The organism is Pseudomonas sp. 1176_21 (assembly GCF_052850635.1).
In genome coordinates, this window is record NZ_VXCV01000001.1 from 445,841 (window position 1) to 466,181 (window position 20,341).

Annotated in this window: 18 protein-coding genes; 12 read left to right on the top strand and 6 right to left on the bottom strand. The window is 66.9% G+C overall.

Going from position 1 to position 20,341, the window contains the following annotated elements; translation table 11 throughout:
- Positions 1-111 precede the first annotated feature (111 nt).
- Positions 112-1,551, bottom strand: coding sequence for a dihydropyrimidinase (gene hydA, locus FW760_RS02250; protein ID WP_054914390.1), 1,440 nt, complete (start codon positions 1,549-1,551; stop codon positions 112-114).
- A 347-nt stretch (positions 1,552-1,898) separates the two neighbouring features.
- Here hydA and FW760_RS02255 point away from each other — a divergent pair, with 347 nt between their 5' ends.
- The 3 genes from FW760_RS02255 to FW760_RS02265 all read left to right on the top strand — a co-directional run bounded on the left by FW760_RS02255 (position 1,899) and on the right by FW760_RS02265 (position 5,679).
- The gene (locus FW760_RS02255; protein WP_043863977.1) at positions 1,899-3,386 is read left to right on the top strand and encodes an NCS1 family nucleobase:cation symporter-1; all 1,488 of its coding nucleotides are present in this window, start codon (positions 1,899-1,901) and stop codon (positions 3,384-3,386) included.
- Between the two features lie 39 nt (positions 3,387-3,425).
- A complete protein-coding gene (locus FW760_RS02260; protein WP_043863976.1) occupies positions 3,426-4,706 on the top strand; it encodes a Zn-dependent hydrolase in 1,281 nt (426 codons plus the stop codon).
- Positions 4,707-4,971: 265 nt separating this feature from the next.
- Positions 4,972-5,679: a YebC/PmpR family DNA-binding transcriptional regulator gene (locus FW760_RS02265; protein ID WP_043863975.1), complete on the top strand. Its 708-nt coding sequence runs from the start codon at positions 4,972-4,974 to the stop codon at positions 5,677-5,679.
- Between the two features lie 28 nt (positions 5,680-5,707).
- Here the strand turns inward: FW760_RS02265 and FW760_RS02270 are convergent, their stop codons facing one another.
- Positions 5,708-7,015 carry a leucine-rich repeat-containing protein kinase family protein gene (locus FW760_RS02270; RefSeq protein WP_446443545.1) on the bottom strand — a complete coding sequence of 436 codons (1,308 nt, stop codon included), beginning with the start codon at positions 7,013-7,015 and terminating at the stop codon, positions 5,708-5,710.
- Between the two features lie 129 nt (positions 7,016-7,144).
- Here FW760_RS02270 and FW760_RS02275 point away from each other — a divergent pair, with 129 nt between their 5' ends.
- A complete protein-coding gene (locus tag FW760_RS02275) occupies positions 7,145-9,034 on the top strand; it encodes a propionyl-CoA synthetase (RefSeq protein WP_446443546.1) in 1,890 nt (629 codons plus the stop codon).
- Positions 9,035-9,037: 3 nt separating this feature from the next.
- On the opposite strand, the gene zapE is transcribed toward FW760_RS02275, so the two are convergent.
- Entirely contained in the window at positions 9,038-10,156 is a 1,119-nt protein-coding gene (gene zapE, locus FW760_RS02280; RefSeq protein WP_167400187.1) for a cell division protein ZapE, read from the bottom strand.
- Positions 10,157-10,371: 215 nt separating this feature from the next.
- On the opposite strand from zapE, the gene FW760_RS02285 reads away from it, so the two are divergent.
- The 7 genes from FW760_RS02285 (at position 10,372) to FW760_RS02315 (ending at position 16,739) form a co-directional block, all read left to right on the top strand.
- Complete coding sequence (locus tag FW760_RS02285; RefSeq protein ID WP_078481712.1) at positions 10,372-10,899, top strand: Csu type fimbrial protein; 528 nt, start codon at positions 10,372-10,374, stop codon at positions 10,897-10,899.
- A 28-nt stretch (positions 10,900-10,927) separates the two neighbouring features.
- Positions 10,928-11,461 (top strand): Csu type fimbrial protein, encoded by a 534-nt coding sequence (locus tag FW760_RS02290; protein WP_043863971.1) that lies wholly within the window; start codon positions 10,928-10,930, stop codon positions 11,459-11,461.
- A gap of 16 nt (positions 11,462-11,477) precedes the next feature.
- Positions 11,478-12,011 (top strand): Csu type fimbrial protein, encoded by a 534-nt coding sequence (locus tag FW760_RS02295; RefSeq protein ID WP_446443547.1) that lies wholly within the window; start codon positions 11,478-11,480, stop codon positions 12,009-12,011.
- Positions 12,012-12,014: 3 nt separating this feature from the next.
- Complete coding sequence (locus tag FW760_RS02300; RefSeq protein WP_043863969.1) at positions 12,015-12,512, top strand: Csu type fimbrial protein; 498 nt, start codon at positions 12,015-12,017, stop codon at positions 12,510-12,512.
- Between the two features lie 45 nt (positions 12,513-12,557).
- Entirely contained in the window at positions 12,558-13,343 is a 786-nt protein-coding gene (locus FW760_RS02305) for a fimbrial biogenesis chaperone (protein WP_434093270.1), read from the top strand.
- A gap of 169 nt (positions 13,344-13,512) precedes the next feature.
- The gene (locus tag FW760_RS02310) at positions 13,513-15,753 is read left to right on the top strand and encodes a fimbria/pilus outer membrane usher protein (protein ID WP_116055334.1); all 2,241 of its coding nucleotides are present in this window, start codon (positions 13,513-13,515) and stop codon (positions 15,751-15,753) included.
- Complete coding sequence (locus FW760_RS02315; RefSeq protein WP_446443548.1) at positions 15,750-16,739, top strand: Csu type fimbrial protein; 990 nt, start codon at positions 15,750-15,752, stop codon at positions 16,737-16,739. The genes FW760_RS02310 and FW760_RS02315 overlap by 4 nt, the downstream gene beginning before the upstream one ends.
- Here the strand turns inward: FW760_RS02315 and FW760_RS02320 are convergent.
- The gene (locus tag FW760_RS02320) at positions 16,703-17,917 is read right to left on the bottom strand and encodes an MFS transporter (RefSeq protein ID WP_043863968.1); all 1,215 of its coding nucleotides are present in this window, start codon (positions 17,915-17,917) and stop codon (positions 16,703-16,705) included. The genes FW760_RS02315 and FW760_RS02320 overlap by 37 nt on opposite strands.
- A 96-nt stretch (positions 17,918-18,013) precedes the next feature.
- On the opposite strand from FW760_RS02320, the gene FW760_RS02325 reads away from it, so the two are divergent.
- Positions 18,014-18,469: a winged helix-turn-helix transcriptional regulator gene (locus tag FW760_RS02325; protein WP_043863967.1), complete on the top strand. Its 456-nt coding sequence runs from the start codon at positions 18,014-18,016 to the stop codon at positions 18,467-18,469.
- A 104-nt stretch (positions 18,470-18,573) separates the two neighbouring features.
- Here FW760_RS02325 and FW760_RS02330 read toward each other — a convergent pair whose 3' ends face one another.
- Complete coding sequence (locus FW760_RS02330; protein WP_446443549.1) at positions 18,574-19,722, bottom strand: M14 family metallopeptidase; 1,149 nt, start codon at positions 19,720-19,722, stop codon at positions 18,574-18,576.
- A gap of 48 nt (positions 19,723-19,770) precedes the next feature.
- Positions 19,771-20,283: a DUF4880 domain-containing protein gene (locus FW760_RS02335; RefSeq protein WP_043863965.1), complete on the bottom strand. Its 513-nt coding sequence runs from the start codon at positions 20,281-20,283 to the stop codon at positions 19,771-19,773.
- Positions 20,284-20,341 lie beyond the last annotated feature (58 nt).

Sequence of the window (20,341 nt, forward strand, 5' to 3'; positions counted from 1 at the left end):
GTTTTTTTATAGAAACCGGGGCGCTGGCGCGCCCATCGCGGGTCAAGCCCGCTCCCACCGGGATCGCACGATACCTGTGGGAGCGGGCTTGACCCGCGATGCTTTAAAGGCTCAGCGCTTGACCGCGCCGGGCCTGCACTGCTGCGCACGCTTGCTCAGCAGGTCGAACACCGCCGGGTATGCCGGCCGTTCGACATAGCGCCCGGCGCCGCGCTCGGCGCGCAGGTCGCCGTCGGCCCACACCAGCTTGCCCTGGCTGATGGTATGGCTGGGCACCCCGCGCACTGTCTTGCCTTCGAAGATGTTGAAGTCGACATTCTGGTGGTGGGTCTTGGCCGAGATGGTGCGCGTGCCGTGCGGGTCCCACAGCACCAGGTCGGCATCGGCGCCGACCCGCAGCGCACCCTTGCGTGGGTACAGGTTGAAGATCTTGGCGGTGTTGGTGGAGGTGAGGGCGACGAAGTCCTGCATCGACAGCCGGCCGGTGTTCACGCCTTCGTCCCACAGCACCGCCATGCGGTCCTCGATGCCCGCCGTGCCGTTGGGGATACGGCTGAAATCGTCACGCCCCGCGGCCTTCTGCTCGGCGCAGAAGCAGCAATGGTCGGTGGCGGTGGTATGCAGGTTGCCCGATTGCAGCCCGTGCCACAGGGCCTCCTGGTGCCCGCGCGGGCGAAACGGCGGGCTCATCACATAGCCGGCCGCCGTCTGCCAGTCGGGGTGCTGGTACACGCTGTCGTCCAGCAACAGGTGCCCGGCCAGCACTTCGCCGTACACCGGCTGGCCCTTGGCGCGGGCATAGGTGATCTCGTCCAGCGCCTCGCGGGTGGACACGTGCACCAGGTACAGCGGGGTGCCGAGGGTTTCGGCAATGCGGATGGCACGGCTGGCCGCTTCGCCTTCCACCTGCGAAGGGCGCGACAGCGGGTGCGCTTCGGGGCCGGTGATGCCCTGGGCCAGCAGCTTGCGCTGCAGGTGGTACACCAGCTCGCCGTTCTCGGCATGCACCGTGGGCACCGCGCCCAGCTCCAGGCAGCGCTCGAAACTGCCGACCAGGGTGTCGTCGGCGGCCATGATCGCGTTCTTGTAGGCCATGAAGTGCTTGAAGCTGTTCACCCCGTGGTGGTTGACCAGCTCGGCCATTTCCTCGCGCACCTGCTCGCTCCACCAGGTGATGGCCACGTGAAAGCCGTAGTCGGCCGCCGATTTCTCGGCCCAGCCGCGCCACTGGTGAAAGGCTTCGAGCAGCGATTGCTGCGGGTTGGGGATCACGAAGTCGATGATCGAGGTGGTGCCGCCGGCCAGGCCGGCGGCGGTGCCGGTGTAGAAGTCCTCGCTGGCCACCGTGCCCATGAAGGGCAGCTGCATGTGGGTGTGGGGGTCGATGCCGCCGGGCATCAGGTACTGCCCGCTGCCATCGAGCACGGTACAGCCGGCGGGGACGTCGAGGTTGTGGCCGATGGCCTGGATCAGGCCGTCTGCGCAGTACACGTCGGCCGGGTAACTCTCGTCATGGGTAATCAGGGTGGCGCCACGAATCAAAAGCGTCATCACGAAGCTCCTCGCAGGCTTGACCGGTTGCTACCGGCTCTAGATTTTTGTCGTGATCGGCGCCGGAGTAATCCTGTCATCGCCGTCAAGAATTGAATCTAGTTGGCGATCCGGGATTGGGCAAGATTATTTTTTATATGCTTATTCTGTTTTCAACTTATTGAAAAATAAGAATAAAACTTCTTTTTACGGGTTAGGAGAGGTTTCTGGCGAGTCCTGTCTTGCTTGACAGGATGCGTAAATGGTCAAGATTTCTCAGATCACCTGACCGTGATTGCCTTACCTGCACGCGCAAGACTCCGGCGCCTCATCGCGAGGTGCACATAACCAGAAAAGTGGAGCGGCCAATGCACCAGACCCGATCGCAAGTGAGCGAGCGTGACGGCTTGTTCGAGCTCGACGCCGGCACCGACGTCCTCGACAGCCCTCGCTACAACCATGACATCGCCCCGACCAAGGTGGGGCAGCGCACCTGGAACAAATGGCACATCACCGCACTGTGGGTCGGCATGTCGATCTGCGTGCCCACCTACACCCTGGGCGGGGTGCTCACGGCGTACTTCGGCCTGACGGTGGGCGAGGCGCTGCTGGCGATCCTGCTGGCCAACACCATCGTGCTCATCCCGCTGACGCTCAATGCCTTCCCCGGCACCAAGTACGGCATCCCGTTCCCGGTGCTGCTGCGCTCCTCGTTCGGCATCATCGGCTCCAACGTGCCGTGCCTGATCCGCGCGCTGGTGGCGTGCGGCTGGTTCGGTATCCAGACGATGTTCGGCGGGCTGGCCATCCACCTCTTCCTGGGCTCGTTCTGGCCGGAATGGAAGGCGCTGGGCGGCACCGGCGAGGTCATCGGCTTCATGCTGTTCTGGTGCCTCAACCTGTGGGTGGTGCTGCGCGGCGCCGAGTCGATCAAGTGGCTCGAAACCCTGTCGGCACCGCTGCTGGTGCTGGTGGGTGCCGGGCTGCTGGTGTGGGCGCTGCCCAACGTGTCGTTCAGCGAACTGCTGGCGCAGCCGCCCAAGCGCCCCGAAGGCGCCAGCGTGACCGGCTACTTCTTCGCCGGGCTGACCGCCATGGTGGGTTTCTGGGCCACGCTGTCGCTGAACATCCCGGACTTCAGCCGCTACGCCCGAAGCCAGAAGGACCAGATCCTGGGGCAGATCTTCGGCCTGCCGCTGACCATGTTCCTGTTTGCCGCGCTGGGGGTGGTGCTGACCGCTGCCTCGGCCTCGCTGGTGGGCGAGACGGTGTCCGACCCGGTGAGCCTGATCGGGCATATCCAGAGCCCGCTGTGGGTGGCGCTGGCCATGGCGCTGATCATCATCGCCACACTGTCGACCAACACCGCGGCCAACATCGTTTCGCCCACCAACGACTTCCAGAACCTGGCGCCCAAGTGGATCGGGCGTACCACCGCCGTGCTGCTGACCGGGCTGGTGGGCCTGCTGCTGATGGCCCATGAGCTGCTCAAGAAACTCGGCCTGATCGTCTCGGACGTGAGCCTGGAGTCGGTGTATTCCAACTGGCTGCTGGGCTATTCCAGCCTGCTGGGGCCGATTGCCGGGATCATGGTGGTGGACTACTTCCTGCTGCGCAAGCAGACCCTCGACCTTGCCGGGCTGTACCGCGACGACGTGTACCCGGCCTGGAACGCGACCGGCTTCATCGCCTTCGGCGTGCCGGTGGTGCTGACCCTGTTGTCGCTGCACAGCCCGGCGTTCAGCTGGTTCTACGACTTCGGCTGGTTCACCGGCTCGGCGCTGGGCGGGGTGATCTACTACGCCCTGGGCAGCCTGAAGGGCGCGCGTGCCACCAGCCTCAAACCCACCGTGTAACCCCACGGCCCGCAGAGGCCGGCCAAGCAGGAGATGCTCATGCAAACCGCTAAGGACGTTCTGCAAAGTACCCAGGCCCACATCGATGGCCAGCGCCTGTGGCAGTCGCTGATGGAGCTGGCGCAACTGGGTGCCACCGCCAAAGGCGGCGTATGCCGCCTGGCCCTGACCGACCTGGACCGCCAGGCCCGCGACCTGTTCGTGCAATGGACCGAGGCTGCCGGCTGCACCGTCAGCGTGGACGGGGTGGGCAACATCTTTGCCCGCCGGCCCGGGCGCAACCCGCAACTGCCGCCGGTAATGACCGGCAGCCACATCGACACCCAGCCCACCGGCGGCAAGTTCGATGGCTGCTTCGGGGTGCTGGCCGGGCTGGAAGTTCTTCGTACACTCAATGACTTGCAGATAGAAACTGAGGCGCCACTTGAGGTTGTGGTGTGGACCAACGAGGAGGGCTCGCGGTTCGCGCCGTGCATGATGGGCTCGGGCGTGTTCGCCGAGAAGTTCACCCTTCAGGAGACGCTGGCCAAGCGCGATGCCCAGGGCGTGAGCGTGGGCGAGGCGCTGAATGCGATCGGCTACGCCGGCACCCGCGCGGTCAGTGGGCACCCGGTGGGCGCCTATTTCGAGGCGCATATCGAGCAGGGGCCGATCCTGGAGGACCAGCGCAAGACCATCGGCGTGGTGCTCGGCGCGCTGGGGCAGAAATGGTTCGACCTCACCCTGCGCGGTGTCGAGGCCCACGCCGGGCCGACCCCGATGCACCTGCGCAAGGACGCCCTGGTAGGCGCCAGTGCGGTGGTGGCGGCGGTCAACCGCGTGGCTCTGGAGCATCAGCCCCATGCGTGCGGCACGGTGGGCTGCCTGCAGGCGTACCCGGGCTCGCGCAACGTGATCCCCGGCGAGGTGCGCATGACCCTGGATTTTCGCCACCTGGAGCCGGCGCGGCTGGACTCGATGATCGCCCAGGTGCAGGAGGTGATCGCCGCGACCGCGCAGCAGCACGGGCTGACCTACACGCTGACGCCCACCGCGGACTTCCCGCCGCTGTACTTCGACAAGGGCTGCGTGGAGGCGGTGCGCAGCGCGGCGCAGGGGCTGGGCATGTCGCACATGGACATCGTCAGCGGGGCCGGGCACGACGCGATCTTCCTGGCCGAACTGGGCCCGGCCGGGATGATCTTCGTGCCGTGCGAGGGCGGCATCAGCCATAACGAAATCGAGAATGCCGACCCCAAGGACCTGGCGGCCGGGTGCGCCGTGCTGCTCAGGGCGATGCTGGCGGCGGCGCAGGCAGTGGCGCAGCGTGAAGCTGCTTAACTACATGAGGTTGTTGACTTATCTGATTGATATATATGAAATAAAAATCACAACTTAAAGTGATTTCTAGGCTATGGATGCTGGCCTCTTCGCCGGCAAGGCCGGCTCCTGCAACGCCAGTAGGAGCCGGCCTTGCCGGCGAAGGGTTCACCAGGCCCGGCAACAGCCCAGCGTTTTTTTGTCGATTGCCCGGCGCAGCCTGTATAAACTGCACGCCACCTTGCTGGTCGCTACCTGAACCGGCAGCTGAAACAAGAGAGTCGAGATGGGCGCACAGTGGAAAGCCAAGCATAGAGAAGTAGCAGCCAACGCCAAGGGCAAGATCATGGGCAAGCTGTCCAAGGAGATCCAGATCGCGGCCAAGGCCGGTGCCGACCCGGACATGAACCCGCGCCTGCGCCTGGCCGTGGAACAGGCCAAGAAGGCCTCGATGACCAAAGAGACCCTGGAACGCGCCATCCGCAAGGGCGCGGGCCTGGATGGCGACGCGGTGCAGTACCACCACGTTACCTACGAAGGCTTCGCCCCGCATCAGGTGCCGCTGATCGTCGAATGCCTGACCGACAACGTCAACCGCACCGTGGCGCAGATTCGCGTGCTGTTCCGCAAGGGCCAGCTGGGCGCTTCGGGTTCGGTGGCCTGGGACTTCAACCACGTCGGCCTGATCGAAGCCAGCCCTGAAACCCCTGATGCCGACCCGGAAATGGCCGCCATCGAAGCCGGTGCACAGGACTTCGCGGAAGGTGAAGAAGAGGGCTCGACCCTGTTCATCACCGACACCACCGACCTGGACGCGGTACAGAAGGCCTTGCCGCAACAGGGCTTCAAGGTGATCTCGGCCAAGATCGGCTACACCCCCAAGAACCCGGTCAGCGGGCTCAGCGACGAGCACATGGCTGAAGTCGAGGCATTCCTGGAAGCCATCGACGACAACGACGACGTGCAGAACGTGTACGTCGGCCTGGCGGGCTGATAACCCACTTCGCCGGCAAGGCCTGCTCCTACGCCTCTTGCAGGAGCCGGCCTTGCCGGCGAAGCACCCGTTCAACCTGCGCAAAATCCGGCCTTGCCAGCACCTGCGGCTGAACACAGCTCGCCTGCAGGTCCGCCAGTTCCTCTGACGCCTCCCCGCAACACGCCAGCAGTTCCCCCAGCAACACCCCGAACGCCCGCACCTCGATACGCTGCAATGCGTCTGCTGCAACACTGCCATCCTGCGCAAAGAATGATGCCGCGCCAAAGTCCCCGAGCACCGCGCTGCCCTGTGCATCGCACAGGATGTTGTGCGCGTACAGGTCGCCGTGGGTGATGCCGCGCTGGTGCAGGTGCGCCGCGACCGACGCGATGGCCGTCGCCAGCCGGGTTGCGGCTTGCAGGCCAAGGCACAGGTCAGGCGGGTAGACGTCTCGGGTGCAGGTTTGCAGGCTGGGCGGCCCGGCCAGGGCAGACAGGTGGGTGCCCACCAGCGCCATCAGCAACCCCGGCACCTGGTGCGGGTGGTTGGCTACCTGCCCCAGCAGCGGGATCAGGTTCGGGTGGGCGCCAGCTGCCACGCACGCCTGCATTTCGTTGAGCGGCGAGCCATCGCTGGTCATCTGGCCCTTGTACAGCTTGAGCGCCGCCTTTCGGCCCGCCACCTGCACGCGGTGAATCACCCCGGAGGCGCCCTGGCCCAGCACCTCGCCCAGCTCTAGGGCGTGCCAGTCGATGGCGTCGCACCGGCCCGGCGCCTGCGGCGCCGCAAGGCCCTGGGGCAAGGGGTTGCCGGCATACGCCAGCCACGCCAGGCGGGGCATCGTCAGCAGCCACTGGGGCAGTTCGCTCAACCGGTTGGCCGACACCCGCAGCAGTTCGAGCCGCTGGCACCGCGCAAGGCTGGCCGGCAGGGCGCGCAGGCGGTTGCCCGCCAGCATCAGCTTTTGCAGCTGCTGGCAGTCGCCCAGTGCGTCGGGCAACTGTTCAAGGCAATTCTCGGTCAGCACCAGTGCCCGCAGGTTGGGGCCCAATGCGGCGGCCGGCAGGTGCGTGATGCGGTTGTTGCGCAACCCGACCATTTCCAGGCGCAGGCACTGGCCTACGCTGGCCGGCACCTCGGTGAACCGGTTGTGGGAGCAGAACAGCACCTTGAGCCGGTGCAGCCGGCCCAGGTCATGGGGCAGGCTGCTCAACGCATTGCCGCTCAGGTTGAGCACTTCGAGGCTGTCGGCCAGTTCGAAGATCTCATCCGGGAACTGCGTGAGCCCGCAGCTCAGGTCGAGGCGGGTGGCACCTGCCAGGCGGCCGCGCCTGAGGTCGTCGAGGGTGTGCATGAAGGGGCTGCAAGGGCAATGAAGACGGCGGCGATGATACCCGACTTAAGTACCATGGCAGGCGCGCAATTGGCGTCCATACTCGATATTCGCCCTTTTAATAACAACAAAGTTCAGGGTTACCGATCGATGACTTACCAGCACAGCTACGACCGCTCCATTGCCGACCCCGCTGCGTTCTGGGCCGAACAGGCTGACCACCTGGCCTGGTACCGCAAGCCTGCGCAGACCCTTGTGGCCAACCCCGACGGCACCCACCAGTGGTTTGCCGACGGGCAACTCAACAGCTGCTACCTGGCCCTCGACCACCAGATCGAGCAGGGCCGTGGCGAACAGACCGCACTGATCTACGACTCGCCCGTCACCGATACCCGACAGACCTACACCTTCGTGCAACTGCGCGACGAGGTGGCGCGCCTGGCCGGCCTGTTGCGCGAGCTGGGGGTGAAGCAGGGCGATGGGGTGATCATCTACATGCCGATGGTGCCGCAGGCGGCCATGGCAATGCTGGCCTGCGCCCGCATCGGCGCGGTGCATTCGGTGGTGTTCGGTGGCTTTGCCGCCAACGAGCTGGCCCTGCGCATCGACGATGCGCGGCCTGCGCTGCTGCTCACCGCCTCCTGCGGGCTGGAGTTCGACCGCGTCATCGAATACAAGCCGCTGGTGGACAAGGCCCTGCAACTGGCCACCCACCAGCCGCGCCAGGTGCTGGTGCTGCAGCGCCCGCAGGCCCGCGCCGAGCTGCGCGAAGGCCGCGATCTGGACTGGCAGGCGGCAGTGGCTGCGGCCAGCCCGGTGCCACCGGTGACCTTGGCCGCAGGCGACCCGCTGTACATCATGTACACCTCCGGCACCACCGGCAAACCCAAGGGCATCGTGCGTGAGAACGGCGGCAACGCCGTGGCGCTGCGCTTTGCCCTGCGCCATATCTACGGCATGCAGCCGGGGGATGTGTGGTGGGGCATCTCCGACGTGGGCTGGGTGGTGGGGCACTCGCTGATCGTATACGGGCCGCTGATGAACGGCTGCACCACGGTGTTCTACGAGGGCAAGCCGATCCGCACCCCGGACGCTGCCGCCTACTGGCGCGTGGTGGAGCAGTACCGGGTCAACGGGCTGTTCTGCGCACCCACGGCCATGCGCGCAATCCGCAAGGAAGACCCGCAGGGCGAGCTGTTCAAGCGCCATGACCTGAGCTCGCTGCGCCAGATCTTCCTGGCCGGGGAAAAACTCGACTCCAGCACCCATCAATGGCTGGAGGCGGCCAGCGGCAAGGCCGTGCACGACCACTGGTGGCAGACCGAAACCGGCTGGCCGGTGACCGCGCCCTGCGTCGGGCTGGAAGGTTGCGGGGTGCGTCCGGGTTCGAGCAACCGCGCCGTGCCGGGTTACCACGTGCGCGTGCTGGACGACGACGGGCACCTTCTGGGCCCCAACGAGCAGGGTGCCATCGTGATCGCACTGCCGCTGCCACCCGGCTGCAGCCAGACGCTGTGGGGCGACCATGCGCGCTACCTGCAGGCCTACCTGCACAGCCACCCCGGCTACTACCACACCGGCGATGGCGGCTACCTCGACGAGGACGGTTTCGTCTACATCATGGGGCGCACCGATGACGTGATCAACGTGTCCGGGCACCGGCTGTCCACCGGCGAGATGGAAGACCTGGTGGCGCGCCACCCGGCGATTGCCGAGTGCGCGGTGGTGGGGGTGCGCGACGAAATCAAGGGCCAGGTGCCGTTGGGCCTGGTGGTGCTCAAGGACGGGGTCAGCCTGAGCGAGCAGCAGTTGCAGGCCGAACTGGTGGCCAGCGTGCGCGAGCAGATCGGCGCGCTGGCCTGCTTCAACCAGGTGCGGGTGGTCAAGCGCCTGCCCAAGACCCGCTCGGGCAAGATTTTGCGGGCGGTGCTGCGCAAGATCGCCGACCACCAGCCCTACACCCCGCCCTCGACCCTGGACGACCCGGCCGTGCTGGCCGAGATAGAAGGGGTGCTGGCCAGCCTGGCGCGGGCCAGCTGAGGGTCAACCCGGGCAGGCTACCGGGCCCAGCACATTGAGCTGGCCCAGCCGGCTGCGGGTGCGGGCCAGGTCGATGGCGCTGCCGCCCAGGCTTTCGCACAGCGAGGCCTGGCCGACCAGCACCAGATGCTTGTCCTGGTCATACAGCACGTCCACCAGGTTGATGAAGCGCTGCTGCGCCGCCATCGAGCACTGCGCCAGGTCCGGCAGGTGCTCGATCACCCAGTGGTCGTAGCGGCGCGCCAGCTCCAGGTAGTCCATCACCGCCGTGGGTTGCTCGCAGATCGCCTCGAAGCTGAAGCCTACCGCGCGCTCCTGGCTGAACAGGGCGTGCAGCGAGCGCTTGCCCACCTGCAGCCTTACCGGCGCGCCGGCCTGATCCAGGCCGGCGGCATGGCGCTGCGCCGGGCTGCCGGGCCAGAGGTAGTGACCCTGGGTGAAGCGCTGCTGGCTGCCGGAGGCCGGGTGGCTGCGGTAGTCCTGCTCGCCGCCCACTTCAAGCACCTGCATGTGCGCCTCGATCAGGCGGATCACCGGTTCGAAGCGCTGGTGGTAGAGCGGGTTGGGCAGCAGCCCGGCAGGCGGGTAGTTGGAGGTCAGCAGCACGAACACGCGGCGCTCGAACAGCGCCTTGAACAGGCCGGTGATGAGCATCGCGTCGCCGATGTCGTGCACGTGGAACTCGTCGAAGCACAGCACCTGGCAGCCTTGCAGCAGCTCGTCCAGGGTCGCGCCCAGCGCATCGTCCTGCTGGCGATGGCGGAACATGCCCTCGTGCAACTGGGCGAAGAAATCGTGAAAGTGCAGGCGGCGCTTGTGCGGATGCTCCAGTGACTGGAAGAAGCCGTCCAGCAGCCAGCTCTTGCCCCGTCCCACCGCCCCGTACAGGTACAGGCTGCGCGCCGTGCCGTCAGCCAGGTGCGCGGCCTGCTCGGCCATGCAGGCGATCACCCGCTGCTGGCCGTGGCTCAAGGTATAGCCCTGCTCATCGGCCTTTCGTCGGAAGAATTCATCGACTTCAACAGCCGCCAGGCGCTTGGCCGGCGGGTGTGCACGGGCAGCCAGGCGCTGGCGCAGGGCGCGTAGCGGCGAACGGATCCAGGACGGCGGTAAGGCGGTCAATCTCAGGCTCCTTGGGGGTGCCGGGCACAGGGGCCGGCTGAGTGGGCGGCGCTAATGTACCGAATAGGGGGTTGGGCTGCCAGTCATGTCGTGCCTGGCAGGTCATGTAGGAAGGTTCTTGTACGCGGCCTATACATTTCCGAGCTTGCTGGCAGGTTTTTCTTCGGCTGCTACCCTCTGGAACAGATGGATCCTGCATTGCAAGGAGGGTAACGGTGAAGGGACGCTCTCTGGCTGCGCTGCTCGGGCTGGTTGTCGCAGACGCTGCCGCCGCCGCAGATTTTCTGGTGGAAGTTCGCGTGGATGTACAGCGTGGTTGTCAGCTGGTGCACCAGACCCGCGATGCCGGCGCCCAGGCCCAGGGCCTGCTCGACTTCGGCCGTACCGCGCGCCTGGACGATCCGCAAGGCCCGCTGACCGGCGCCTTGCTGCAACAACGCCCCCCACGTCTGGAATGCAACCCCGACACGCTGTACCAGGTAAAGGTCGATGGCGGCCAGCATGGCGGCGTCGGCGAGGTGCGCTACCTGGCCAGCGACACGCCACAGGCCCGTCCCATCCCGTACCGCCTCTACCAGGACCCGGCCTGGCGCACTCCGCTGGCGGTGAACATTGCCCAGCACGCACGCGTACCCGACTCGGGGTCGGTGGAACTGCCGCTGTACGCCCGCATCGACACCCTGGCCCAGGTGCCCCGTGTCGGCCATTACTCGGACTTGCTCAAGGTGACCGTCACCTGGTGACCCTGTGCGTGCTAAAGGAACTGGCAGCATGAAGACATCGCAGATTCTGTTGATCAGCCTCGGGCCCTTGCTGTTGTGTCCGATGGCCAATGCCGCCCTCAGCGGGCATATCCAGGCACGCCTGGTGATCAGCGCAGCCTGCCAGATCAGCAATGTGCCGGACGACAGCCCGGCAGGTGGCGGCCTGGGCCTGCTGGACTTCGGCACCCAGGGGCCAAGCTGGGCCCGCCCGCTGAGCGCCAACCTCGACCAGACCGGCGGCAGCGGCACCCTCCAGGTCAGTTGCAACCCCTCGGTGCGGGCCTTCACGGTGAGCATCAATGGCGGCAGCAACGATGCCAACGGCGTGCGCCGCCTGCGCAACGGCAGCGAGCTCATCCCCTACCAGCTGGCGGCCGATCCAAGCGGTGCAGTGCGCTACGGCATCGGCCAACAGCGCAACTTCTCGATCAGCAGCGCTGCGCAAATCCCCATACCGATCTACGGCGCCGTGGTGGCACACCCCAGGGCGCTGCCGGCCGGCATCTACCGTGACACCCTGATGGTGACCCTGGACTGGTAACAACAAGGAGTGACTCATGCATCCCTACGTCTCACGCATACTCTTCGCCGGGCTTGGCCTGGCCCTTGCCAGCCAGGCCCAGGCGGCCACGGTCACGGGCAATATCAACGCCACCCTGACCCTGACCGCGGCCTGTCAGGTGAACGGTTCGACCGCCACCACCGGGGTCAACTTCGGTAACCTGGATTTCGGCTCGCAGATTGCCCTGTTCACCGAGGCCAGCGCCCAGGTGATCGGCACCGGTGGTGGCGGCGCCATCAGCGTGCTGTGTTCGCCCGGTGCCACGCCGGTGGTGAAGGTGGGCGCAGGCGCGCATGACGCGGCCACCACCGGTGGCAGCCGCGCGCTGGCCATGGGCACCAACTACGTGCCCTATGACTTCTATACCGATGCCGGGCACACCAATCTGCTGGCAATCAACGGCACCATCACCCTCGCCACCAGCACCGGGATGGCGCAGACCGTCAACCTGTACGGCCGCGCCGTGGGCAAGCCGTCGCTGCCGCCAGGGGTGTACACCGACACGGTGGCGGTCGAGCTGAGCTTCTAGGTCATGCGCCGGCTGCTCGGTGGCCTTGCGGTGCTGGCCTGGGCAGTGCCCATGCCGCTGGATGCCGCGCTCACCAGCACGCTTCAGGTCAGCGCAACGATTGCGGCAGGTTGCCTGGTGGTGGGCGGCGCCAGCAACTACGGCACCCTGGACTTCGGCACCCGTCCGGCGCTCGGCGCCGCCAGCGTGAACACCCAGCTGGCAGGCACCACGGTGACCCTGCAATGCACGCCCGGGGTGGCCCTGAAGATGAGCGTCGACGGTGGCCTGAACAACAACGGGGTACGCAACCTCAAGCGCACCAGCGGTACCTCGCTGGTGGCCTATCAGTTGTACCGCGACGCGGCCTTGTCCCAGGTGCTGGGCATCGGTCAGCTCGTGGCGGTCAGTTACAGCGATCCGACGGCGATCAAGCTGCCGGTGTATGCGCAAGCCCAGTTACCCGGCGTGTTGCCGGCGGGCACCTACACCGACGTGGTGCAAGTGGTGTTGTCCTGGTGAGTGCGCTCCCGGGGTTGTATCGGAACAAGCCAAAGGAGAGGGTGCATGGCGCTGTACGCACGTGGATGGCAAGGGATGGGCAAGTGGCTGCTGGTGGGCGCCTTGCTCGGCGCAGGGGGCGCCCAGGCGGCCACATCGGTGTTGATCTGGCCGATCGACCCGGTGCTGGAGGCCGACCAGAAGGCCGGGGCGTTGTGGTTGGAAAACCGTGGCACCACCCCGGCGAACCTGCAGGTCAGGGTGTTCGCCTGGCGCCAGGACGGGTATGACGACCAGTTCCAGCCCCAGCGCGAGATCATCGGCAGCCCGCCGGTGGCGACCATCAAGCCGGGCGAGAAACAGCTGATTCGCCTGACCCGCACCGGCCAGTCGCCGGCCGGCCAGGAACAGGCCTACCGCATCATCATCGACGAAATCCCACCCGCCCTGCCGGCCAGCGATGCGCAGACTTCCCAGGCGCAGATCCGCTTCCAGATGCGCTACTCGGTGCCATTGTTCGTCTACGGCCAGGGGCTGTGGAGCAAGCCGGACGCCGAGGGCAAGCGTGATGCAGCGGGCGTGGGCACGCCGTTGCTGAGCTGGCGACAGGTATTGCAGCAAGGCAAGCCCTTCGTCGAGATCCGCAACGTGGGGCCGGTGCATGCGCGCCTCACCGATGTGGTGATGCAGCAGGGCGCCCAGAGCAAGCCGCTGGTCGACGGCTTGCTGGGTTATGTACTGCCCGGCGCGAGCATGCGCTGGCCGGCACCTGCAGCAGCCTCGGCGGCCAGTGTGCTCAAAGGGCGCGTCAACGGGGCCGAGCCGCCCCAGACCATCAACCAGGGTCACTGAGCCCGGCGCCTCAAGGGCGCATGAAAGATGGAGCAGGGGCCAGGGAGGACCCGGACATGGTGGGACGGCGTGCGTGAGTACTTCTCTGGCCTGCACCCGCAGCGTGACGCTGGCGGTGCTGCTGGCGGGCAGCGCGGTCGCAGGCGAACTGCCGCCACCCCCTGCGAGTATGGAGGCTGTCGCCGATGCGCCGTTGTACCTGGAACTGGTGGTCAACCAGATGAGCAGCGCTAGCGTGGTGCTGGTGCACCAGCGGGCCGGGCGCCTGTACATGGCCACCGCCGACCTGCAGGCAGCGGGCGTGCAACTGCCCGGGCAGCCCGGCCCGGAACTGGCGCTGGACGCCATCGATGGCTTGCACAGCGAGTACGACAGCCAGAACCAGCGGCTGCTGGTGCAGGTGCCGGCGGCGTGGCTGCCCAACCAGCGCATCGGCGAGCGCTCGCTGGGGCCGGCCGGCGAGGCCTTGAGCAGTTTCGGCGCCTTGCTCAACTACGACGCCTACTTCAACGACACCGATGAGGGGGGCACCTACCTGGCGGCCTGGAACGAACTGCGGGTGTTCGACAGCTGGGGCACCTTCTCCACCACCGGGCAGTGGCGCCAGCGCCTCGGCGGGGCAGGCTACGAAGGCGCCCAGGAAGGTTTTCGGCGGTACGACACCACCTGGCGCTACACCGACGAAGCGCGCCTGCTGACCTTCGAGGCCGGCGACGTGCTGACCGGCGCCTTGCCCTGGACCAGCTCGGTGCGGGTGGGCGGGGTGCAGCTGTCGCGGGACTTTGCCGTGCGCCCGGACCTGGTGACCTACCCCTTGCCGGCCTTCGCCGGTGAAGCCGCGGTGCCCTCGTCGGTGGACCTGTTCATCAATGGCTACAAGAGCGCCAGTGCCGACCTGCAGCCAGGCCCCTACACCCTGACCAACGTGCCGTTCATCAACGGTGCCGGCGAGGCGGTGGTGGTGACCACCGACGCCCTTGGCCGGCAGGTCTCGACCACGTTGCCGTTCTACGTCACCAGCAGCCTGCTGCAACAGGGGCTGGCGGACTTCTCGGTGGCGGCCGGCGCCCTGCGCCGCGACTATGCCGTGCGCGACTTTGCCTACGGCCCAGGCGTTGCGGCGGGCAGCCTGCGCTATGGCCTGACCGACTACTTCACGCTGGAAAGCCATGCCGAGGCGGCCGGGTCCCTGGGCCTGGGCGGGCTGGGCGGCAACCTGCGGGTGGGCAACTTCGGCGTGCTCAACACGGCGCTGAGCCAGAGCCGCTTCGAAGGTCGCAGTGGCCAGCAGTTGAGCCTGGGCTACCAGTACAACAACCGCTGGCTGGGCTTCAACTACCAGCGCCTGGAGCGTCATGGCGACTACGCCGACCTGTCGCTGGTCGACAGCCCGTACATCCGCCTCAGCCAGCGCAGCGAGCAGGTCACCCTGAGCCTCAACCTGCAACGCTATGGCAGCCTGGGGGCGGGCTACTTCGACGTGCGCGCCGCCGACAACTCACGCACGCGCCTGCTCAACCTCAGCTGGAGCAAGCCGCTGTGGGGCAACAGCAGCCTGTACCTGTCGGCCAACCGCGACCTGGACGACAGCCAGTGGGCGGTGCAGGCGCAGGTGGTGGTGCCCTTCGACCTGCACGGCACGCTGGCCCTGAGCCTGGAGCGCAACCAGCAGGGCGAGAACCTGCAGCGGGTCAACTACAGCCGCGCCGTACCCGCCCAGGGCGGCGTGGGGTTCAACCTGGGCTATGCCGGCGGCGACCGTGAAACCTACCGTCAGGCCGACCTAACCTGGCGCCTGCAATCGGTGCAGTTGCAGGCCGGGGTGTACGGCAGCAGCGACAACATGACCCGCTGGGCCGACGCCAGCGGCTCGGTGGTGCTGATGGACGCCGGGGTGTTCGCGGCCAATCGCATCGACGACGCCTTCGTGCTGGTCAGCACCGAAGGCTTTGCCGATGTGCCGGTGCGCTACGAGAACCAGGTGGTGGGGCACACCGACAGCCAGGGGCACCTGCTGGTGCCCTACGGCAGCGGCTACTACCGCGGCAAGTACGAGATCGACCCGCTGGAACTGCCCCCCGATGTGCGCTCGCCAAATGTGGAGCAGCGTGTGGCGGTAAGGCGCGGCGCCGGCTACCTGCTGGAATTTCCGTTGCGCCGGGTACTGGCCGCCAGCGTGGTGCTGGTGGATGCCGGCAACAACGAACTGGCCGTGGGCAGCCAGGTACGCCACGAGCAGAGCGGCGCGCTGGCGGTGGTGGGCTGGGATGGCCTGGTGTACCTGGAGGACCTGAGCGAACACAACAGCCTGGTGGTGCAACTGGCCGGAGGCGGCAGTTGCCGGGTGCAGTTCGAGCTCAAGGCGCAGGCCGACCAGGTGCCGCTGATCGGCCCGCTGGTGTGTCAGTGAAGCGCTGGCTGACGGGGCTGCTTGCGCTGCTGGCACTGCTGGCCGGCATGCGCGCCCAGGCGCTGTGCCAGGTGCTGGCAACCACGCCGGCCACTTTCGGCCTGGTCAACTCCACCCTGATACGCACCACGGTGCAGACCACCACGGCGCCCAGTGCCGGCTTGAGCTGCACCGGTTCGCTGCTGACCCTGCTGCGTTCGGATGACTCCTTCAAGGCCACCTTCACCGCCAACAACGGCACCACCGGGCTGGTGGGCCCCACCGGCGACGTCATCCTCTACACGCTGTACGCCAACAACAGCACCAGCTACCCGATCACCCGGGGCCAGCCCTACGATTTTGCGCGCAACGGCATCATCGATGCCCTGGGCCTGCTTGGCGGCACCTCGCCCAAGACCGTGCCCATCTACCTGCGCACGCAAATGACCAGCAACGTGGCGGCCGGCCTGTACCAGGAGACGTTCACCGTGGCCTGGAGCATCGACTATTGCTGGGGGCTGGGTCTGGGCAGCGCCTGCCTGGGGCGGCAGGTGCTCAACGCCACTACCACCCTGACCATCAACCTGACCGTCACCAACGACTGCCAGATCAGCTCGCCCAACATCGTGTTCGGCAGCGCGCCGGTGGTCAGCGGGTTCGCCACGGTGAGCCAGAACGTCAACCTGGCCTGTACCAAGGGCAGTGCCTACACGGTGGGGCTGGATGACGGGCAGAACGTGGCAGGCGGGCGTCGGCGCATGAAATCCAGCGCCGGCAACTACCTGGCCTATGACATCTTCAAGAGTGGCGGGGGCGTGCGCTGGGGCAGCCTGAGCAGTGCGCGGCGCGCCAGCAGCGACGCCGACATCAACCCGGGCAACGGCAATGGCAGTGGCAGCGCGGCCGGCAGCCAGGTGTTCAACTACAACGCCAGGGTCTACACCGACCAGGCCACGCCGCCGGCCGGCGACTACCTGGACAGCGTGATACTCGACGTGCAGTTCTGAGCCGGCTGGCGCACGGTGCGCCACCAGTACCCCAGTGCCAGCACATTCAACCCCGCGCCCAGCGCGCATACCAGCAGCCAGCCGCCCCAGGCGTAGGCCAGCGTCGAGGCCAGCGAGCCCAGTGCACTGCCGATGGAGTAGAACAGCATGTAGGCGGCGGTGAGCCGGCTGTGGGTATCGGCCGGCAGGCGGTAGATCAGGCTCTGGCTGGCCACGTGCAGCGCCTGCAGGCCCAGGTCGAACACCACCACCCCCAGCAGCAGTGCCCACAGCGATTGCTGGGTGAGGGCGATGGCGCCCCATGAACCGATCATCAGCAGCAGCGAGAGGCCGCTGACCCGTTGCCCCAGGCCACGGTCGGCCAGCCCGCCGGCACGCGCGGCGGCCAGCGCCCCGGCTGCGCCGGCCAGGCCGAACAGGCCCACCTCGGTTGCCGACAACGACAGCGGCGGGGCGCTCAGGGGCAGTACCAGCGGGGTCCACAGCACCATGGCCGAGGCGAAGCTGAGCATTGCCAGCAGGGCGCGCTGGCGCAGCACCGGCTGCTCGCGCACCAGTTGCCACAACGACACCAGCAGCGCGCCGTAGCCAGTGTTGGGGCGCGCAGCCGTGTGTGCGGGCAGCACGCGCCACAGCAGCAGGGTCATCAGCAGGGTCAGCGCTGCCGACAGGGCGTAGATCGAGCGCCAGCCGGCCAGATCGGCCATCGCCCCGGACAGGGTGCGGGCCAGCAGGATGCCGATCACGATACCGCTGGTGACCATGCCCACCACATGCCCGCGTTCGGTGTCGGCCGATACGCTGGCGGCATGCGCCACCAGCAGTTGCGCCACCACCGCCAACAGGCCGGTCAGGGCCATGCCGACAAACAGCCAGGCGCTGCTGGTGGCCAGCGCGATCATCAGCAGGGCCAGCACCGACAGCAGCGACTGCAGCACGATCAGCCGGCGCCGCTCGAACAGGTCGCCCAGAGGCACCAGCAGTATCAGGCCCAGGCCGTAGCCCACCTGGGTCAGGGTCACCACCAGCCCCACCAGCGCCGGGTCGATGGCGAAGTCGCGGGCCATCGCGTCCAGCAGTGGCTGGGCGTAATACACGTTGGCCACCGCCAGTGCGCAGGCGACGGAGAACAGCAGGGCGAGCCACGGCGAAAGCCGGGGCGCAGGGGAGGCGGGCATGGCGATATCCTATGTGGTTGCATAATGAAACTGGTTGTATGCTGAGAGGACCGGTTTTATATTGCAACTACTTTTTTCAGCCTGCCGAGAGCGATCATGGTTCAACGTACCCGCCTGCAAGATGCCGAATGCCCGGTGGCCCGGTCACTGGACGCGATCGGTGACTGGTGGTCGCTGTTGATCGTGCGTGATGCGTTTGATGGCTTGCGCCGCTTTGGCGAGTTCCAGCGCAACCTGGGCATGGCCAAGAACATTTTGGCCTCGCGCTTGCGCCAGTTGGTGGAGCACCGGATTCTGGAGCTGGTGCCGGCGTCGGATGGCAGCGCGTACCAGGAGTACGTGCTGACCGAGAAGGGGCGCGGGTTGTTTCCCTTGATCGTGGGGCTGCGCCAGTGGGGCGAGGCGTTTTTCTACCAGCCTGGCGAGGCGCATTCGGTGCTGGTGGACCGCCAGAGCGGGGCGCCGGTGGGCCCACTGCAGCTGCGAGCGGCGGATGGGCGGGTGCTGGGGCCGGATGATTGCGTGCGGGTGGCGGGGCCGCCGCCGGCCTGACCTGCCTCATCGCGGGTCAGGCCGCTCCCACAGGGCACTGCAAGCCTTGTGGGGGCGGGCTTGAACCGCGATGGGGAGCGCTGCGGGGCGGCGGTGCGTCAGCCCTAGCGCAGCTCTGCGACCAGCTTCGCCAAGGTGTCGATCACCGCGCTGCCCAGCGCCTTGGAGCGTTCACCCGACCAGCCGGTCACCGCATCGGGCGCGTCGTCGTGATCCTTGAACGGCATCTCCAGGGTCAGCGACAGGCAGTCATGCGCCTGGCCCACCGCATTGCATGCCAGGGTCATGTTGGCCTGCCCAGGCTTGCTGCGCGGGTAGCCGTGGGTGGTCTGGAAGTCCCGGGTCACGCTGCACAGGGTGCTGCGAAAACGCTCCTCCAGTGCCGCGATCCGATCCGTGTAGCCCGGGTTGCCTTCGCATCCGGCCGTGAACACATGGGGTATTTCCTCATCGCCATGGGCATCCAGGAACAGGTCCACGCCATACAGCTTCATCTGCTGCTGGGCGAACAGCACCTCAGGGGTGTGTTGGATGTTCGCATCCTGCCAGGCGCGGTTGAGGTCCTTGCCCCTGGCATTGGTGCGCAGGTGCCCGGCAGCGGCACCGTCCGGGTTCATGTTGGGGATCAGGTACAGGTCGGCGACCGCCAGCAGGGCCTGCACGGTGGCATCGTTGCCCTGTATGCGGTCGATCACGCCCTCCATGAACCACTCGGCCATGTGCTCGCCGGGGTGCTGCTGGGCGATGATCCACAGCTTGCGCTTGCCCGCGCCCCCGTCGCCCGCCCGCAGCAACGGGATATCGCGCCCTTCGACGCTGCGCCCGGTGGCCAGCAGTTCGACGCCCGGCAAGGCGCTGGCGCGCTCGATCAGCTGATTGTGCCGCGCGCGCGGGTAGGGCTCGAAGTAGGCGAACCAGGCCTGTGTTTCGCGGGGCTCAAGGCTGAAGTGCAGGGCCTTGCCGTCGTAGCGGGTCGGCACGCGAAACCAGTTCTGCTGGTCGTAGGACGCTACCGCCTGGTAGCCCTCCCATGCGGCGCTATAGGACGACTGGCTGGCGTTGTCCAGGCTGAAGGCGTGGGTATGCCCGGGCGTCAGCCCGCTGGCCTTGAAGTGAAACCACTGGAAATGCCCGCTGTGGGTGTCGGGGCGGATGTTCAGGTGAATCCGGGACGGCTTGCCGGCATCGACGAGCAGGATGTTGCCGGCATCGAATGCGCAATCGATGCTAACGGGGGACAGCGTCACGGTCATGGCCAGGCTCCGGTAGAGTTGTTGTGCCAACCACTCTACACCCCTGGATCACGACCAGAAACCGATCGCCAGCGCCGCTGCCAACCCCAGGCCGAGCGCCACCGAGCAGCCTCCCAGCGAAACACCGGCCCAGGCCTGGCGATACCAGTGCCCATCGCCCAGTTGCCGGGCCGGTGCCAGCAGGTTGCGCCAGCGCAGTTCGGTGGCATGGAACGCATGCAGGTGTTCGGGGGCGGCATCCAGCCAGCGACGAAAGTCGATGCGCTCGCTGGCGGTGATGTCCGGGCTCTGCAGGCGCACATACCATTGCGCCGCCGCAGTGCTGGAGGCGCTGCGCACCGGCAGGGCGGCCTGCAGTACCTGGCCCATATGCCGTTCCACGGTCGGTGCGCCGATGTCCAGGCGCTGGGCGATGGCGGCGAACGACAGTTGATCGAGGCGATTGAGCAGGAACACCTGCTGTACCCGACGTGGCAGCTTTTTCAGGCGCACGAGCAGGGCATCTTCGCCGAGGTCGGCGCTATCGTGATGGTGCTCAAGGGGCAGCAACAGACGGGTCATGTACGAGCTCCTTGCAGAAAGAAACGACTGAAGAGAAGGGGGCGTCTTCCCTGACGCT

Coding starts and splice junctions, on each gene's coding strand:
- hydA (WP_054914390.1), bottom strand. CDS start 1,551: ATGACGCTTTTGATTCGTGGCGCCACCCTGATTACCCATGACGAGAGT.
- FW760_RS02255 (WP_043863977.1), top strand. CDS start 1,899: ATGCACCAGACCCGATCGCAAGTGAGCGAGCGTGACGGCTTGTTCGAG.
- FW760_RS02260 (WP_043863976.1), top strand. CDS start 3,426: ATGCAAACCGCTAAGGACGTTCTGCAAAGTACCCAGGCCCACATCGAT.
- FW760_RS02265 (WP_043863975.1), top strand. CDS start 4,972: ATGGGCGCACAGTGGAAAGCCAAGCATAGAGAAGTAGCAGCCAACGCC.
- FW760_RS02270 (WP_446443545.1), bottom strand. CDS start 7,015: ATGCACACCCTCGACGACCTCAGGCGCGGCCGCCTGGCAGGTGCCACC.
- FW760_RS02275 (WP_446443546.1), top strand. CDS start 7,145: ATGACTTACCAGCACAGCTACGACCGCTCCATTGCCGACCCCGCTGCG.
- FW760_RS02290 (WP_043863971.1), top strand. CDS start 10,928: ATGAAGACATCGCAGATTCTGTTGATCAGCCTCGGGCCCTTGCTGTTG.
- FW760_RS02295 (WP_446443547.1), top strand. CDS start 11,478: ATGCATCCCTACGTCTCACGCATACTCTTCGCCGGGCTTGGCCTGGCC.
- FW760_RS02300 (WP_043863969.1), top strand. CDS start 12,015: ATGCGCCGGCTGCTCGGTGGCCTTGCGGTGCTGGCCTGGGCAGTGCCC.
- FW760_RS02305 (WP_434093270.1), top strand. CDS start 12,558: ATGGCGCTGTACGCACGTGGATGGCAAGGGATGGGCAAGTGGCTGCTG.
- FW760_RS02310 (WP_116055334.1), top strand. CDS start 13,513: ATGGAGGCTGTCGCCGATGCGCCGTTGTACCTGGAACTGGTGGTCAAC.
- FW760_RS02320 (WP_043863968.1), bottom strand. CDS start 17,917: ATGCCCGCCTCCCCTGCGCCCCGGCTTTCGCCGTGGCTCGCCCTGCTG.
- FW760_RS02325 (WP_043863967.1), top strand. CDS start 18,014: ATGGTTCAACGTACCCGCCTGCAAGATGCCGAATGCCCGGTGGCCCGG.
- FW760_RS02330 (WP_446443549.1), bottom strand. CDS start 19,722: ATGACCGTGACGCTGTCCCCCGTTAGCATCGATTGCGCATTCGATGCC.
- FW760_RS02335 (WP_043863965.1), bottom strand. CDS start 20,283: ATGACCCGTCTGTTGCTGCCCCTTGAGCACCATCACGATAGCGCCGAC.